General features: G+C 43.2%; 12 protein-coding genes and 2 pseudogenes. 7 read left to right on the top strand and 7 right to left on the bottom strand.

The features are described from left to right. Positions 1-74: 74 nt before the first annotated feature. Positions 75-1,256 carry a tetratricopeptide repeat protein gene (locus tag EO93_RS07275; RefSeq protein WP_048161733.1) on the top strand — a complete coding sequence of 394 codons (1,182 nt, stop codon included), beginning with the start codon at positions 75-77 and terminating at the stop codon, positions 1,254-1,256. Positions 1,257-1,409: 153 nt separating this feature from the next. On the opposite strand, the gene glgP is transcribed toward EO93_RS07275, so the two are convergent. After that, positions 1,410-3,089 carry an alpha-glucan family phosphorylase gene (gene glgP / locus EO93_RS07270; RefSeq protein WP_048161731.1) on the bottom strand — a complete coding sequence of 560 codons (1,680 nt, stop codon included), beginning with the start codon at positions 3,087-3,089 and terminating at the stop codon, positions 1,410-1,412. 597 nt (positions 3,090-3,686) lie between these two features. On the opposite strand from glgP, the gene EO93_RS07265 reads away from it, so the two are divergent. Next, entirely contained in the window at positions 3,687-4,679 is a 993-nt protein-coding gene (locus EO93_RS07265; RefSeq protein WP_048132786.1) for a GAF domain-containing protein, read from the top strand. A 299-nt stretch (positions 4,680-4,978) separates the two neighbouring features. Next, entirely contained in the window at positions 4,979-5,137 is a 159-nt protein-coding gene (locus EO93_RS16810; protein WP_082107592.1) for a DUF2227 family putative metal-binding protein, read from the top strand. Between the two features lie 218 nt (positions 5,138-5,355). Here the strand turns inward: EO93_RS16810 and EO93_RS07260 are convergent, their stop codons facing one another. Together EO93_RS07260 and EO93_RS07255 are read right to left on the bottom strand one after the other, a co-directional pair. Next, positions 5,356-5,862 carry a CIA30 family protein gene (locus EO93_RS07260; RefSeq protein WP_156161254.1) on the bottom strand — a complete coding sequence of 169 codons (507 nt, stop codon included), beginning with the start codon at positions 5,860-5,862 and terminating at the stop codon, positions 5,356-5,358. A 153-nt stretch (positions 5,863-6,015) separates the two neighbouring features. Next, entirely contained in the window at positions 6,016-6,510 is a 495-nt protein-coding gene (locus EO93_RS07255) for a hypothetical protein (protein WP_162198689.1), read from the bottom strand. Positions 6,511-6,914: 404 nt separating this feature from the next. On the opposite strand from EO93_RS07255, the gene EO93_RS07250 reads away from it, so the two are divergent. After that, complete coding sequence (locus tag EO93_RS07250; RefSeq protein WP_048161729.1) at positions 6,915-7,355, top strand: pyridoxamine 5'-phosphate oxidase family protein; 441 nt, start codon at positions 6,915-6,917, stop codon at positions 7,353-7,355. Positions 7,356-7,623: 268 nt separating this feature from the next. Here the strand turns inward: EO93_RS07250 and EO93_RS07245 are convergent, their stop codons facing one another. Together EO93_RS07245 and EO93_RS16805 are read right to left on the bottom strand one after the other, a co-directional pair. Next, positions 7,624-8,190: a fasciclin domain-containing protein gene (locus EO93_RS07245; RefSeq protein WP_235284143.1), complete on the bottom strand. Its 567-nt coding sequence runs from the start codon at positions 8,188-8,190 to the stop codon at positions 7,624-7,626. Positions 8,191-8,673: 483 nt separating this feature from the next. Beyond that, positions 8,674-8,930: pseudogene (locus EO93_RS16805) on the bottom strand (IS4 family transposase); the annotation flags it as partial. Positions 8,931-9,375: 445 nt separating this feature from the next. On the opposite strand from EO93_RS16805, the gene purS reads away from it, so the two are divergent. Beyond that, on the top strand, positions 9,376-9,627 hold the full coding sequence (purS, locus tag EO93_RS07240; RefSeq protein ID WP_048134940.1) for a phosphoribosylformylglycinamidine synthase subunit PurS: 252 nt from the start codon (positions 9,376-9,378) through the stop codon (positions 9,625-9,627). Between the two features lie 88 nt (positions 9,628-9,715). After that, positions 9,716-10,414 (top strand): phosphoribosylformylglycinamidine synthase subunit PurQ, encoded by a 699-nt coding sequence (gene purQ / locus EO93_RS07235; RefSeq protein ID WP_048141056.1) that lies wholly within the window; start codon positions 9,716-9,718, stop codon positions 10,412-10,414. A 45-nt stretch (positions 10,415-10,459) separates the two neighbouring features. Here the strand turns inward: purQ and rnhB are convergent, their stop codons facing one another. After that, positions 10,460-11,185 (bottom strand): ribonuclease HII, encoded by a 726-nt coding sequence (rnhB, locus tag EO93_RS07230; protein ID WP_082107591.1) that lies wholly within the window; start codon positions 11,183-11,185, stop codon positions 10,460-10,462. 463 nt (positions 11,186-11,648) lie between these two features. Beyond that, positions 11,649-12,315, bottom strand: a pseudogene (locus EO93_RS07220) (diphthine--ammonia ligase). A gap of 366 nt (positions 12,316-12,681) precedes the next feature. Between EO93_RS07220 and pheT the strand changes: the two are divergent. Beyond that, positions 12,682-14,319, top strand: a complete 1,638-nt coding sequence (gene pheT / locus EO93_RS07215) for a phenylalanine--tRNA ligase subunit beta (RefSeq protein WP_048131413.1) — start codon at positions 12,682-12,684, stop codon at positions 14,317-14,319. The last annotated feature ends 191 nt before the right edge of the window (positions 14,320-14,510 follow it).

Genomic DNA, 14,510 nt, shown 5'->3' with positions numbered 1-14,510 from the left:
AGGCTTGAAAAAGGCTTATATCCTCAGGACTCGAAAACACCGATACGACTAAACCGAAACTCTCAACGAAAATTATGATCCACAAAAAGCAAACCGAAAAACCCTTTGAATGGGACCCTCCTGCTCCTTCAACAGTCTATATTAAAATCAAAAATCTTCCGTATGAAACCTTCAAAACGCGGCTGAACCAGGGACTGGTTACTACCGAGCTTGACCAGATACGGTACCGTCTGGAGAGGCACATCTACTGCTGCGGGGTCTGTTCAAAATACATAAACGGGTACTGTATAATCACTAACCGAAGGGCTGAGTCCGGATGGATCTGCAAGTCCTTCGTGCCAAAAGAGGAGTTTATATATCTTGATACCAGGCCTGACCGGGAGGATTCGGCAGGGTTCAGATACCTCTCTGAAACCGGGCTTGAAAAGGACATTCCCGGTGGTGGGGGGGAAGACGGAAGTCCGGAAAGCACAGAGGCAGAAGACCTCTATGAAAAAGGAGTGGCTCTTTACAGACAGGGAAGGTTAAGACTCGCGATTCAAGCCTTTGACCGTGTGCTTGAAGAAAAACCTCTGGATTTTGCAGCCATGTTCCGTAAAGGAAATTCCCTGCTGAAACTCAAACGCTATGAGGAAGCTCTCGAGATCTTCAAAAGAGCCTCGGAAATTAGGCCTGATAACGCAGGGCTCTGGGCTAACCTGGGGTTTGCTCTAACAAAGCTTGAGCACTTCCGGGAAGCTCTTGAGGCTTTTGAGAAATCGATTTTCCTGAACCCTGTGCAGAAACACGCCTGGGAAGGCAAGGATGCAGTGCTCGCCCGGATACGCTTTTGTGAAGAGAAACTCAGCGAATCTGAAAAAGCCCTGGAAAGAAATCCTGATGACCCGGATACCCTGTTTGAAATTGGGAAACTCCATCTCAGACTTGGAGAGCAGGAAAAAGCTGTGCAGTCTTTTAAAAAAGCTCTTGAGATAAAACCTGAAAATGCCGAAGCCTGGCAGCTCCGGGGAAAAATTCTCTTTAAAGCCGGTTCGGAAAAGGAGGCACTGCACGCTTTTGAGAAGGCAACCCGTCTGGAGCCCGATCATCCCGAAGCCTGGTATGAAAAGGGAATGGTTTTCCTTAAACTTGGAAATCCGAGGGGAGCAGAAAATGCTTTTAAGATTGCAGCTGACCTCTGGGATAGTAAAGGGCTCAAAACAAAAGCTGAAAGTGCCCGTGAAAAAGTTAAAAGGCTGAGTACCGAGAAAGCATAACCTTTTCTGGACTTTTTTCATTCAACTTCTACTTTTTATGTTTTCTGTTTTTTAATTGTTCTCATACGCTCCCTGATTTCTAAATAATATTAATCGATTAATCAGAGTAGCCTGATCCCTGAAGTTTACAGATATAAGTTTACAGATATAAGTTTACAGATAAGCATGAGTTACATAACGCCGCATCATCCTGTGGCTGTTGAAATAATATGCAACCATACCTATTGAGTTGTTAATCAGTTTAAACCATTCATCTTTGCGGTCGTAATACATGGGGATGATAATGTAGTAGAGTTTGTTGTAAAGGTCATCAAGCTCAGAGAGCCTGGCTTCTTCTACGGAAAGATGTTCTTCGGGCTGGGGTCCTATTGACCAGCCAGTTACCCCTTCGATCCACCCTTCAATCCACCAGCCGTCAAGTATGCTAAAATTTACGACCCCATTATGGGCAGCTTTCATGCCGCTTGTGCCCGAGGCTTCATAAGGGCGAGTTGGAGTGTTCAGCCAGAGGTCAACTCCGGAAACCATTTTAGCGGCCAGGTCCATATCATAATTTTCCAGAAAGACGATCTTGATCTCGTTCCGGAGCGTTTCTATGGTTTTGAAAATATCTCTTATGAGCTGTTTTCCAGCCTCGTCATGCGGATGGGCTTTGCCTGCAAAGATAAGCTGAATCCTGCCTCTCCTGTTTACCTTTCTGAGCCTTTCAAGGTCGGAGAGGATTAAGGTTGCACGTTTATACTCTGTCATACGCCGTGCAAAACCTATTGTCAGGGTCTCATAGTCCATGCCTGCCCCTGTTCTTTTGTTAACCTCATCTATGAGCGCTTTTTTTGCATTCCAGTGAGCTTCCCAGATCTCGTCATCCGGGATTCCTCCGATCCTTACCAGGAGTTCGGGTTCATTTGCCCAGCCCGGAAGATAGCGGTCAAAAAGTTGCCTGAAAAAAGGAGAGGTCCAGGTATAGGAGTGAACACCGTTTGTTATTGCCTGGATTGAATATCCGGGAAAGAGTTCGCTTGAGACCCGGCTGTGCCGTTTTGTGACGCCGTTGACATAGTTGGACAGGTTAAGGGCAAAAAGGCTAGTATTAAAACGGTCTGCCCCTCCAAACCTTCGGAGGATTTCCACCTCGTTTTTATCCCGGATCAGGTCTTCCACAAGCCCGTAATCAAACTTGTCATGCCCTGCTTCCACAGGAGTATGGGTGGTAAAAATACAGAGGTCCTTTACTTTCGTAGGGTCCTTACCATTGCGTTTTAAAAGTTCCAGAGCAAGCAGGCTTGAGTGCCCTTCATTCATATGGTATTTCCGGATCTTAAAGCCAAGTGCCTCAAGCATTCTCACTCCCCCTATCCCGAGCACAATTTCCTGCCTGAGCCTGTAGGGATGTTCACCCCCATAAAGAAAATCGGTGATCCCGCGGTCTTCCCAGGAGTTCCCTTCTACATTGGTATCGAGAAAAATAATGGGTACGCAGCCACCTGTCAGGCTCTTGCAGTTATAGTGCCATGCCTGGATTTTAACGTCCCTGTCCTGAATTTTAACGCTCACTTCCTGCTGCATTTTGGTCATCAAATGTGAAGGGTCCCACTCTTCAGTTTGTTCGGTCTGGCTTCCGGAGGCGTCAAGACTTTGCCTGAAATATCCTTTATTGGTAACCAGAGTTACAGCTACAAGCGGAATATTAAGGTCTGAAGCCGAACGAATCGTATCGCCTGCAAGTACGCCCAGCCCTCCTGCATAGGTCGGGATTTCATTGCGAAGCCCTATTTCCATGGAAAAATAAGCAATTTTCTGTCCTTTCAATACTCCTTGAAAACTATCTTCCATATTGTAAATCCCCCTTTCTTTATCTTAGCACAGGTGCACTTAAAAAAGTCTCTGGTAATCGCCTTTCGTAAATGTTTTTAATAATTATCACTGGAATTATCACTTTATCACTGTAATTATCACTTTATCACTGTAATTATCTCTACTAATTATATTTAGGAAGATGGCTCCAGTGATATATTAAATTGACCTATTGAATTGACTTATAAAGTCAAATCAATCTTTCAATAAACCAGAACTCGTTTCTCAATGACTAATTTTTTTGATAATAGACGGCTGGCAGGATAAGGCAATAAAAGAATTCGTAAAAAAACTTATTTAATATCTCTTACCTGAAACTCCTAACTTCCGAAAAAAAAGCCAAATTAGAGTTTGGTATATATATTTTTCCCCTGGTTTTTATTTTTTCCTGTTAATTGCCATGTTTAGACATTCCATCGGTCAAACATTAATGAGCCTCTGCATCATGATACATCTGGAAGTTCAAACCACAATCTTTTTAATTTATTATGTGTTTCTATGTAGTTATAGCAAAAAGACTAAATATGTGATATTTTCTCATAGCTTCCTGTAAAAGGTTCCTGTATGGAGAATAAGATGGCTAAAGCGGCTTCGAACTCGGCTAAAAACGGAAGTAATGGCAGGCAAAAGTCCTGCAAATATCTCAATGAGATGGCTTTATGCAATGCACTTGAGATGGCAAAGGAGCTTATCTCAGTATTAAATAAAGTTCCTGTTACTGTTTTTCTGTGGCGGCCAGAGAAGTACTGGCCTGCAGAGTTTGTTTCTGAGAATATAAAGCAGTTCGGGTATACGGTAGAAGAATTCACGTCAGGAAAACTTCTATATGGGAACATTGTGCACCCTGACGACCTTGAAAGAGTCGAAAGAGAGCTCTCAAGAAGGATCGAAGAAGACAACGTTGATTTTTCTCAGGAATACCAGATACTGACAAAGTCCGGGGAAGTACGCTGGGTTGATGAAAGAACCTTTATCGAAGCCGATGAGAATGGAGTCGTAAAGTATCTTAAAGGCATAATTCTTGATATTACCGAAAGAAAACGAAAAGAGAAGCTGCTTTATATCCAGAGGGACCTTGGAATTGCTCTGAGCACTTCGACTTACCTGGATGAGACACTTGACAGGCTGCTTGATTCATGCCTTCAGATAGATGAAATCAATGCCGGCGGTATCTATTTGATTGATGAAGAGACCGGCGATATGACTCTTGCCATCCATCGCGGTCTCTCTCCTACCTTTGTCGAGAATGCCTCTTATTATAATGCAAATTCTCCAAATGCCAAGCTCGTTATGATAGGGCAGCCTGTCTATAAACAGCACATAGACCTCCTTCTGACCTCCAGAGATGATGTGCTCCGGCAGGAAAACCTCAGGGCTACGGCAATAATTCCCGTAAAGTCTGAAAAAAAGGTTATTGCCGCCTTTTATCTTTCCTCGAGGATGGAATATGAGCTTTCGGATAGTGTACGCACGGTTATTGAAACCATTGCGACCCAGTTTGGGGTTTTTATTTCACGGATCCGGCTTGAAGAAAAACTAAAAGAATGTGTGAAGAAGCGAAAGGCTTGATTGCTTCTTCCATTTAGACTTCTACCCCTACCTTCCTGTCTTATTCAATTTATTTTATATACAAGAGCCGATTTAGATTTAGTTTTCAGCCCAAAATCCAAAAACACCTCATTTTTCGAAAAAACGGAAATAGGTCTAAAAACGTGCCATCCGGAAAAACGCATGATAAAATAAACTTAGCTGTACCGTTCCTGGTACTGTTGAGTCTCTTTTCCTTTTCTGGAAAGACCAATTCTTCCTTTCCCTGAAGGTTAACTGAAAAGCCGAAGAATACTTATTTTTTCGGTTGCCTATCTCTGATGTTCTTTATAAGTTCGGACCCTGACATAAAGAGCAGCCCATACCGGCGCGGGGGAGTCTTAAAGGTGATCTGGCGTCCCCACCAGCGGTTTTTCGGGCACAGGGGAATCTTGCACCATCCGGTATTCGGCCCTGTGATCCTCACCCTCACCCCTTAAGTTTTGCTCTATTCCCTGCTCTATTCCCTGCTCATTCTTTTAGACATTGATGCTGGCAGGCTTCCTATATGGGTGGGATCAGCGATGCTTTTCGGGCTTGTGTTTTCAATGTAGGTTCATTACCTCTCAGACTTTGTGTGGAGTAAAATTATGCACACGAAGCGATAGCTGCTGGCTGGAAAAAACCCTTAATCTTGATACCTTAATCTTGATAACTATTACTTACCGTACACTTTTATGTGCTCGATTTCCAGATCAAAATCTCCTTTCTGTCCGGCAATCATGAAACCAAAGGATCTGATATCTTCAGGGTTTAGAGGAGCAGCGTTCTCCACTTTCCTGCCTCTGAAGAAGGGAAGGAACTTTCCAAAAGGAATTTCAACATCTATCCACTGCCCTTCCCGGGTTTCAAATATATGCTGGTATAGGAACCCGTCATGATGCCTTTCGGTCTTCATGTTAAGCCTGTAGGTCTTCCCGTCTCCTTTTACCCGGAGAAGGACGCCTTCAAAGGCTTTCAGGTCAAAGGTATCGTTTTTAGAGCGCACAGAAGCGAATCCCAGCAGTTCCTCATTCAGTTCTACCTCCCCTTTAAAGTGGGCCTTTCCTCCGGAATAAACCAGATGGCTTCTTGAAGTCCCGCCCATCACCCTATCGTCCATACTGACCCATTTAAGGGTTTCTGCCGGGTTTTTGAAATCAAAGACAAACATTTTTTTCTTCACTTCTTTATGTTTATTATAATCTTTATGGAATTGCAACTCACCCCTAATATTTGCTTTTTTCGGTCCGGGACAGTTGATATATCGAAAAAATACATCTCATGATCTCGAATATTGATAGGATTTTCCGGAACCTTCGGGGGGTGGAACTGTCCATCACCTGAAGCGCGGAAGGATAAGGGTCGTATCGCTACCTTCTATTGTTTTTGTTCCTGCGTTTTCTTCAAGTACGGCTCTGACATTTAAGGGTACTTCCCTGCAGAAGCATTTTCTAAGGTCCAGCTGAGTCATCAGTTCATGACAATCAAGGCTCATAACGAGGTCTTTATACCCGTCAGAATCAATGTCTCTGTATTCCATAGCATACGGCTCCACTTCCCCTGCCGACTTTACCGAACTTACCTTTACTGAGTTTTCCAGTATTTTTTCAACATCCAGTTCGGCCGATCCCAGGACCGCAATCTTCGTACTTCCCGACTCCATTGTTTTCACACAGTTGACATCTTTGTCAGGATTGACTCTGACTTCCACATCCATAACGTCTGTCTGTCCCTCTCCTCCCTGATCGGAAACATAAGATTCCGAGCTGGCGGCAGGAGATGCTGCGGTGGCTATCAGTAAAAAAATTAAACAGAAACAAGAAATTTTCAAGAATATTGAAATTTTTTGCATATCATAATTCATTGATGGTCTCCCCCTACATTTCTATAATGGATTTCAAAATACATATATTAACAGGAAATTATATTATGCATTGTATGTTTTTGAAAGAGTAGGCTTCAACCCAGCAGGCTGGCTCAGGATAAGAACTGATAATTATAAGCAAAATTTAATAAGCAAAATTTAATAAGCAAAATTTATAAGTTTTGTTTCTATAAATTGTATAGGGAAAACAACCGTGAACAGGGAGGAGAGTTTTTTCCTGTTATGGGATCAGAGGCCTATTGCAGATATGCAGATATCTTGCGGGTTCGAAATATGAGGCTTATCAAAAGCTTATCAAAGGCTTATTAAAAGAAGTTCTACTGAGTAATACTACAAACTGGTGGGGGAAGATGACAGACGAGCTCAAAGAGAAGATTTACGAGTACCTTGCAACTCATTACTACCTTAACCTGGCAACCGTAAGCCCGGAAGGAAAACCAATGGCCCATACTATGGCATATGTTTCCGAAAACGCAACCGTTTATTTTGCGACCAATAAAGACACCCGAAAAGTCCGGAACATAACGAACAACCCGGATGTGGCTTATACGGTTGATGAAGACGAACCTGACTGGTTTGGTATGCAGGCCCTCCAGGTGGAAGGTAAAGCCTCGATAGTGACCGATGAAGGAGATCTTCGGAGAGTCGGAGAAATCATGACAGCAAAATTCCCGATTACTGCTGATATGCCTCCTGATCCCTACACCATCCTGATAAAAGTTGAACCCGAAGTTGTTTATTTCCTGGATTACAGTGTTGAATTCTGGTACAGGGCAAAAGTGGATTTCTAAGAGTCAACTACCCGCTAAATCAAAAGATATAAAGGATTTCCTGCTAAGGGTTTATGAACATTTAAGGGTTAGCTAAAAAACGTATTTTTTGTTTTTCTTTCAAAATCCAAAAAACGATATTTTTTTTTAAATATAATATCCGAAAATGAAAATCCAACAAACAGGAATAAATAAAAAATGTAAAAAAGGTCGTTTTTCAGAAATACTGTTTTCAGAAATACTGTTTTCAGAAATACTGTTTTCAGAAATACTGTTTTCAGAAATACGATTATTCCGGTGGAATCAGCACTTTGTCTATTACGTGGATGACTCCGTTGCTGGCTTCTATGTCCGTTGCAGTGACGTTTGCATCCCCTACTTTTACCCCTTCAGTTGTATCTACTGGGAGTTCGCTTCCTTCAAGCGTTTTTATGGATGTCATGTCCACAACATCAGCAGCCATATACTTTCCGGAGGCCACGTGGTAAGTAAGCACTCTGGTCAGGGCTTCCTTATCTTTGAGCAGGCTGTCGAGCGTACCTGCCGGAAGGGCTGCAAAAGCCTCATCTGTCGGGGCAAAGACCGTGAAGGGACCTTCGCCGCTAAGGGTCTCCTCAAGCCCTGCAGCTTTTATGGCCGTGACAAGAGTTTTGAAAGAACCTGCATCTTCCGCAGTTTGAACGATATTCTTATCCGGCACTGTTTCGGTTTTATTTTCGCCAGCTATATCTTCTGCTTCTTCAGCAATATCTTCTGCTTCTTCAGTTACTTCTTCGACCATTCCACCGGTTTCATTTTCCACTTCCTGTGTCGGGCTTGAACAGCCGGAAGCAAACAGGACCACTGCTATAAGCAATGCTACAATAAGTCCAATTTTCCTGATAATTTTTCCCCCTGTAAAATAAAAATATATATATCAAATCATATACTGCATTGTATATTTTCACATATGATATATGCTAATCTTTATATAACTTTATCTGAGCTTAAACCAAAATAAACGCTTATTTTTAGATTTTGAACTAAAATAAGTGTCTATTTTAAATTTCTGAACTAAAATAAGCGCCTATGTTAAATTTCTGAACTAATATCAGTATTTTTTTGATTTTATTGGATATTTAAGTTATTTTTGAAATTATGAGCTAAAATAGGCATAATTTAAAGTTTATGAGCTAAAATGAGTATCTTTTTGGAATTAATGCTCAAAAAAAGCTTTTTTAACAGGCTGTCTCAAAACTATACGTAATCGTACATTTGGGTAAGAAATATCGGAATGCTTACTTCTTTATAATTAGGTATTACATAAAAAGTATACTTATTAAGAAAACTAATCCCTGTGTTCCACTATGTTCATTACACACTGATGGAGAAACTCAACAAGTTCTGGAGTGATACGATAGTACCAGCTACTATCACTTATGGACTTATTTGCTTCTTTTTCAGATTCTCTTTTCAAAAGCTGGCAAGTGTATGCTATAAGTGTACACTAAAACTGAGAGTTAAAACCCAAAAGATGAGGACAGGGTCAATTTTACGCTCACATACTATGAGACCAGTTTCTTTGGTAGTTTGCCTTAACCACTCTTTGGGAAGCATTTCCCGAAGAGAGTCTTCAAGAGTAGGGGGCGAGGAGACATAGATGCACTAATATTTAGAGAATTAATATAAAAACGCATACTGGAGGGGGTTTCTAACGCTTTACCGATGACGCATGAATTAGTTTTTGTTCATTTTTTATATTTTTTACCCTCACCGAGCTCAACCGGCATCTAAAACAAGCTAAGACCCATAAGATTAAATAACTTTCAACCTTATTTCCCCTGAAATCGGTGCTGGCAAGAGGAGTTCAAAATCATCCAACACCTAAAAATAGATAAAGAATATAGGTTAGAAAAATCAAGCATCTTATATTATTATGGTGCAGACCGGAAATTGTTTACCTTTAAGTTCACCTCATATTTCACCTGATGTTGCATTCAGGCTACCGAAAAGCAGGTGAAAGTCCGATTAATTTAAAAATTCAAAATTGAGGCTTAAAAAGATGCAGTACCAGGCAACAGTAACTATTGAACAGAAAGCAGGCATGCTTGACCCTGAAGGCACCACCGCTAAAAGGGCGCTCGGACACCTTGGATATGCAGTTGAAAGCGTAAAGACCGCAAAACTGTATGAAATAGTGCTCGAAGCCGAATCTGCAGAAGTTGCGGAGCAGAAGGTTGATGAGATGTGCCAGAAGCTTATTGCAAACCCACTCATCCACAACTACACTATAAAGCTCAAGGAACTTAACTGAGGGCTCCCTGCAGGAATAAAGGGATTGAAGAATAAAATCCAGAAGGCTAAATTTTTTGAAAATACTAAAGTAAGGTTGAGGGAAAAAAATGAAGATTGCCATTATTCAGTTCGGAGGCACAAACTGCGACATGGACGTACTTCATGTCCTTAAAGACGTGGTTGGTGTGGATGCCGAAACTGTCTGGTACAAAGACGAAAACCTGACCGGCTTTGACGGAGTCGTTGTTCCGGGCGGCTTTTCCTACGGAGATTACCTCAGAGCAGGGGCGATTGCAGCCCGAACTCCGATTATGGATTCCGTAAAAAAAATCGCAGCCGAAGGAAAACCTGTGCTCGGGATCTGCAATGGTTTCCAGGTGCTGACCGAAGCCCGGCTTCTCGAAGGGGCTCTTACCACAAACGAGTACCCAAAATTCAGGTGCCACGGGGCCAATCTCAGAGTTGAGACCACTGATACTCCCTTTACCTCGAAGTTCAGGAAAGGCGAGGTTATAAGGATGCCCATTGCCCACATGGAAGGCAAGTTCTTTGCTGAAGAACAGACCCTGGCAGACCTTGACGAAAACGAACAGGTTGTTTTCCGTTACGTAGACGAAAAAGGAAGAGCAACGGATAAAGCCAATCCCAACGGCTCCCTGGAAAACATCGCAGGAATAGTAAACGCTTCAAGAAACATTCTCGGCCTCATGCCCCATCCGGAAAGAGCTTCCGAATCGATCCTTGGTTCCGATGACGGCAGGCGGATTTTCGAGTCAATGGCGGATTATATTACTGAGAACTTCTAATCCGCTTTTTATTTTTTATTTATTTGCTTCCCGGCTTTCATGCCTTCACTTTTTTCCGGCTTTATCCAGTTCTTCCTTTATGTTTAGTTCTTCCTTTATGTTTAGTTCTTTTCTTCTGTTTAGTTCTTCTCTTATGTTTTCCACAGTCTTCCAGGACTGCCTGACGATAGCGGGAAACTCTCCGTGGTGTTCTTCTCCCCATTTCAACAGGAAATCTTTTGTCTTCTGGTCCGAAGGATAGCCGCTTCCGAAATCCATGCCCCATTCTTTCTTGAGCTCCTCGATAAGCTCGTCCCTGCGCACTTTTGCAATGATAGAAGCTGCCGAGACTACAGGATACGTTGCATCTGCCTGGTGCATGGAAACGATCTCTATTTTCTTTGCATGGTCAGGACTGGTTTTTGCATACTGCCTGCGAAGGTTTTCGGCAAAGCGTTCGGCTTTTACGTCAGCAGCATCGGCATACACAATATCCGGTTTCAGCTGTTCGAGCACTTTTGCAAAGCAGACAACCATGATCTCGTTCATAGTCATAATTTTCCGGAGCTCGTCAATCTGAGAGGGGCTGATCTCAAGGACGAAAAAGCCGTCTGCATGTTTTTTGATCTGGGCTGCAAGCTGCTCCCTTTTTTTCGGCGTCAGCTTCTTGGAATCCGCAACCCCCAGCACCTTGAGGATATGGGCTTTAGATTCATCGATTTTTACGCCTCCTATGCACATGGGCCCGATTACCGGACCTTTTCCGGCTTCATCAATTCCTGCGATCATCATTCTCGGCTGTCTCCTGATTTGAAGGAAGAAAGTTTTTTTACTTTATAAAAGTAGGTAAAGGTATATTTTTTCAAAGTATTAAACAGGACTCTATAAGAATCCTCTAAAAACAAACCTCCATTGATTTGAACTTAATGGCTTGACACATTTTTGTTTATTCATTTTCAGTTTTCTGCAGCTGATTTGTGTAGAGTTTATAAATGTCTATATTTCGCATAGAGTTCGTCGATCTGCGATTGTCGCACCCTTCGCGGGTGTGTGGATTGAAATGCATAGCCCGCATCATAATACCATGATTCTTAAGAAGGTCGCACCCTTCACGGTGTGTAGATTGAAATATTATAAGTTCCAGAATAAACATTGATAATATAGTCACGCCCACAAGGGTGTGTGGATTGAAATTCTCGGCCTCGAACTTTGAGATCTCCAGGAACCAGTAGCCTTCCCTCAAGACCATTTCACTCTACATGACCTTTATTTTGTTTTTGAACAGCGGGCCGTCGATAACAAAAGTATGGAACTCCCCGTTTTCACCGCAGGGATCGATGGAAGGATTGTGCTTTTTCAGGTCGCATATAAAATTCATCGATCTTTCGGCCCAGCCACTCTTTCCCTAACAACCCGGCTTTGACGCTGAGCAGGATTACCTCAAACCCCGAATCTATGAGACTATTTATGATCTGTTCGGAATTTCTCTGCCAGAGCGGCATTATTAACTCAAGGTCCAGTTCCCCGCAGATCCTGTCTACAAGGTTCTTATGCGTCTCGATATGCCCGAAAACCGCTCCGTCTATTTTCTCCCCGCTATCCCTTAAATCACGGACCACTTTTTTGAATTCCTGTTCATATGAAATAAAGTCCTTATGGATAAGGGGAATTCCAAGAGCTTCAGCCTGTGCATAAAGCAGGTCAGGATTGATGTCATGGGAACCGCGCCTCTGGATTTCTCTGAAGTTCAGGAGGTGGGAGACCTCAAAACCTTCCGAGATTGCCCCGTAACATGCAAGGCAACCATCCTTCCCTCCGGTCCAGGAAACAACCACTCTGCTTTTATCGTTCTTGCCTTTGTCGTTTTTGCTTTTCTCGTTCTTGCTTTTCTCGTTCTTAGTTGAAATGGGATTGTTGCACATCTCCCATACACATGCACAATCTGAAAAAAAACTTTTGTTTTTCACCAGCTCTCTGCCCGAATATTCCTCAAAATCTCCTGAGGCCGGGTCTCTTTCCGTACATCAGCAGGATCAACAGGGAGCCATTTCAACAGGGAGCCATTGATAGTGACCCCGCAAAATATGGGAATAATTCTACTTTTGTCATTAAAATTAGCTTGCTGCATGCAAAAGCCATATAACATTAGGAGATACTGTTTACTCTGAGACTTCGGAGATACTGTTTACTCTGAGACCTTTCAAACACCCCGTAAAACAAAAGCATTAAATCTAAAGTTGAGTATGTTTGGGGTTAAGTTAGCTAGCAACAGATGAGATGAATTCCCCATGCCAGTAATCACCTTGCATTATGAAGACCTTGAGAAACTCACAGGAATAGATAAGGAAACCATCATAAAAAGGGTGCCCATGATAGGGGCCGATATCGAAAGGATTGAAGACGAGTACGTCGATATCGAGTTCTTCCCTGACAGGCCTGACCTTTACAGCGTGGAAGGGGCATCCAGGGCAATGCGGGGTTTTCTGGACCTTGAGACCGGGCTTCCCGAATATGAGATAAAGCCTTACGAGGTATCCATATCTGTCAGTGAGGATATCCTGAAGATCAGGCCCTTCCTCGGGTGTGCGGTTGTAAGGGGAGTAAAATTTACATCCTCTTCCATCAAGTCCCTCATGGACCTGCAGGAAGACCTGCACTGGGGCCTTGGGAGAAACAGGAAAAAAGTTTCCATCGGGGTCCATGACCTTAAAAATGTGAAGGCTCCTTTCCGCTATATGGCAGTAGATCCCGGATTCGAGTTCGTGCCTCTCGATTACACTGAAAAGATGAGCATGACGGAAATCCTGGATAAGCACCCGAAAGGCACAAGGTTTGCCCATCTCGTAAGGGGTTTTGACAAATACCCGATCATCCTGGACGCAAATGACAATGTGCTGTCCTTCCCGCCCATCATCAACGGTACACTTACGTCCGTGACCGAAAGCACAACCGACCTTTTCATTGATGTTACAGGCCTCGGGGGAGCTGTATACACGGCTTTGAATATTGTTGTTACAGCCCTTGCAGAAAGAGGAGGGCAGATCGAGTTTGTAAGGCTAATCCGCCCCGGGGGCGAAGAATTTGTCCTGCCTGACCTTGAGCCCAAAACCCGGCTGCTTACCACAGGCGAAGTAAAATCCCTGATAGGCATGGAACTCTCAGTTGAAGAGATCGTAAAACAGCTTGAGCGGATGCGCTTTGGAGCACGCGCCCTTGATGCGGAAACCGTTGAGGTAAAGGTGCCTGCTTACAGGGCAGACATCCTGCACAACTATGACCTTGTAGAGGACATTGCCAAAGGTTACGGCTATGAGAATATCAAAGTAAGGGTCCCTGAGACCTATACCGCAGGCAAGTCCCACCCGATTTCCCTGATGCGGGCTTCGGTAAACGAAATAATTGTCGGGCTTGGATATTATGAGGTTATGCCTTTTACGCTTACCAGCGAAAAGGTCAACTTTGAAAACATGCGCAGGCAAAAGACCGAGGACGTTACCCACGTGCTCCACCCGATCAGCGAAGACCAGACAATGCTCAGGACAACCGTGCTTCCTAACCTGCTTGAAATCCTTGCCTTAAACCAGCACAGGGAACTCCCGCAGAAAATCTTCGAGTTCGGAGAAGTAGTAAGCAACGAAACAACCGGTCAGCACGTAGCTGCAGTCTCGATCCACCCGCAGGCAAACTTCACCGAGATCTATGAGGTTGTAGACGCCCTCATGAGAGAAATGCTGCTTCCCTACGAGGTAAAAGAGTCCGAAGACCCGGCTTTTCTTGAAGGCAGGCGGGCAGATGTTTATGTCAATGGCAAAAAGCTCGGAGTCTTTGGAGAACTCCACCCCGAAGTAATAAACAACTTCGCGCTCGGATACGCCGTTGTAGGGTTTGAACTTGACCTGAATGACCTTATAGGTAAAAATATTTAATTTAGAAGGTTAATTTTCCTATTTTTAATTAACCTTTTAAATTTTACTTTTTTAACTGATTTTTTTACTTGGGAGCGCAGAGGCACAGCGGAAAGTCCCCTTCCTCGGAGGCATCAGCCGACAGGTGGGGGATGAAAGCGCAGCCTCGCACAGTAGTAAATATAACTTTATAACTTAATAAACTACATTTT

It is taken from the genome of Methanosarcina sp. 1.H.A.2.2, from assembly GCF_000979975.1.
In the GTDB taxonomy this organism is placed as follows: Archaea; Halobacteriota; Methanosarcinia; order Methanosarcinales; family Methanosarcinaceae; genus Methanosarcina.
The sequence above is the reverse complement of the archived record's forward strand: the minus strand, read 5'-3'. Positions and strand labels throughout refer to the sequence as shown.

Excerpts from the sequence above, each read along its gene's own strand:
- EO93_RS07275 (WP_048161733.1), top strand. The coding sequence starts at position 75 with ATGATCCACAAAAAGCAAACCGAAAAACCCTTTGAATGGGACCCTCCT.
- glgP (WP_048161731.1), bottom strand. The coding sequence starts at position 3,089 with ATGGAAGATAGTTTTCAAGGAGTATTGAAAGGACAGAAAATTGCTTAT.
- EO93_RS07265 (WP_048132786.1), top strand. The coding sequence starts at position 3,687 with ATGGCTAAAGCGGCTTCGAACTCGGCTAAAAACGGAAGTAATGGCAGG.
- EO93_RS16810 (WP_082107592.1), top strand. The coding sequence starts at position 4,979 with ATGTTCTTTATAAGTTCGGACCCTGACATAAAGAGCAGCCCATACCGG.
- EO93_RS07250 (WP_048161729.1), top strand. The coding sequence starts at position 6,915 with ATGACAGACGAGCTCAAAGAGAAGATTTACGAGTACCTTGCAACTCAT.
- purS (WP_048134940.1), top strand. The coding sequence starts at position 9,376 with ATGCAGTACCAGGCAACAGTAACTATTGAACAGAAAGCAGGCATGCTT.
- purQ (WP_048141056.1), top strand. The coding sequence starts at position 9,716 with ATGAAGATTGCCATTATTCAGTTCGGAGGCACAAACTGCGACATGGAC.
- rnhB (WP_082107591.1), bottom strand. The coding sequence starts at position 11,185 with ATGATGATCGCAGGAATTGATGAAGCCGGAAAAGGTCCGGTAATCGGG.
- pheT (WP_048131413.1), top strand. The coding sequence starts at position 12,682 with ATGCCAGTAATCACCTTGCATTATGAAGACCTTGAGAAACTCACAGGA.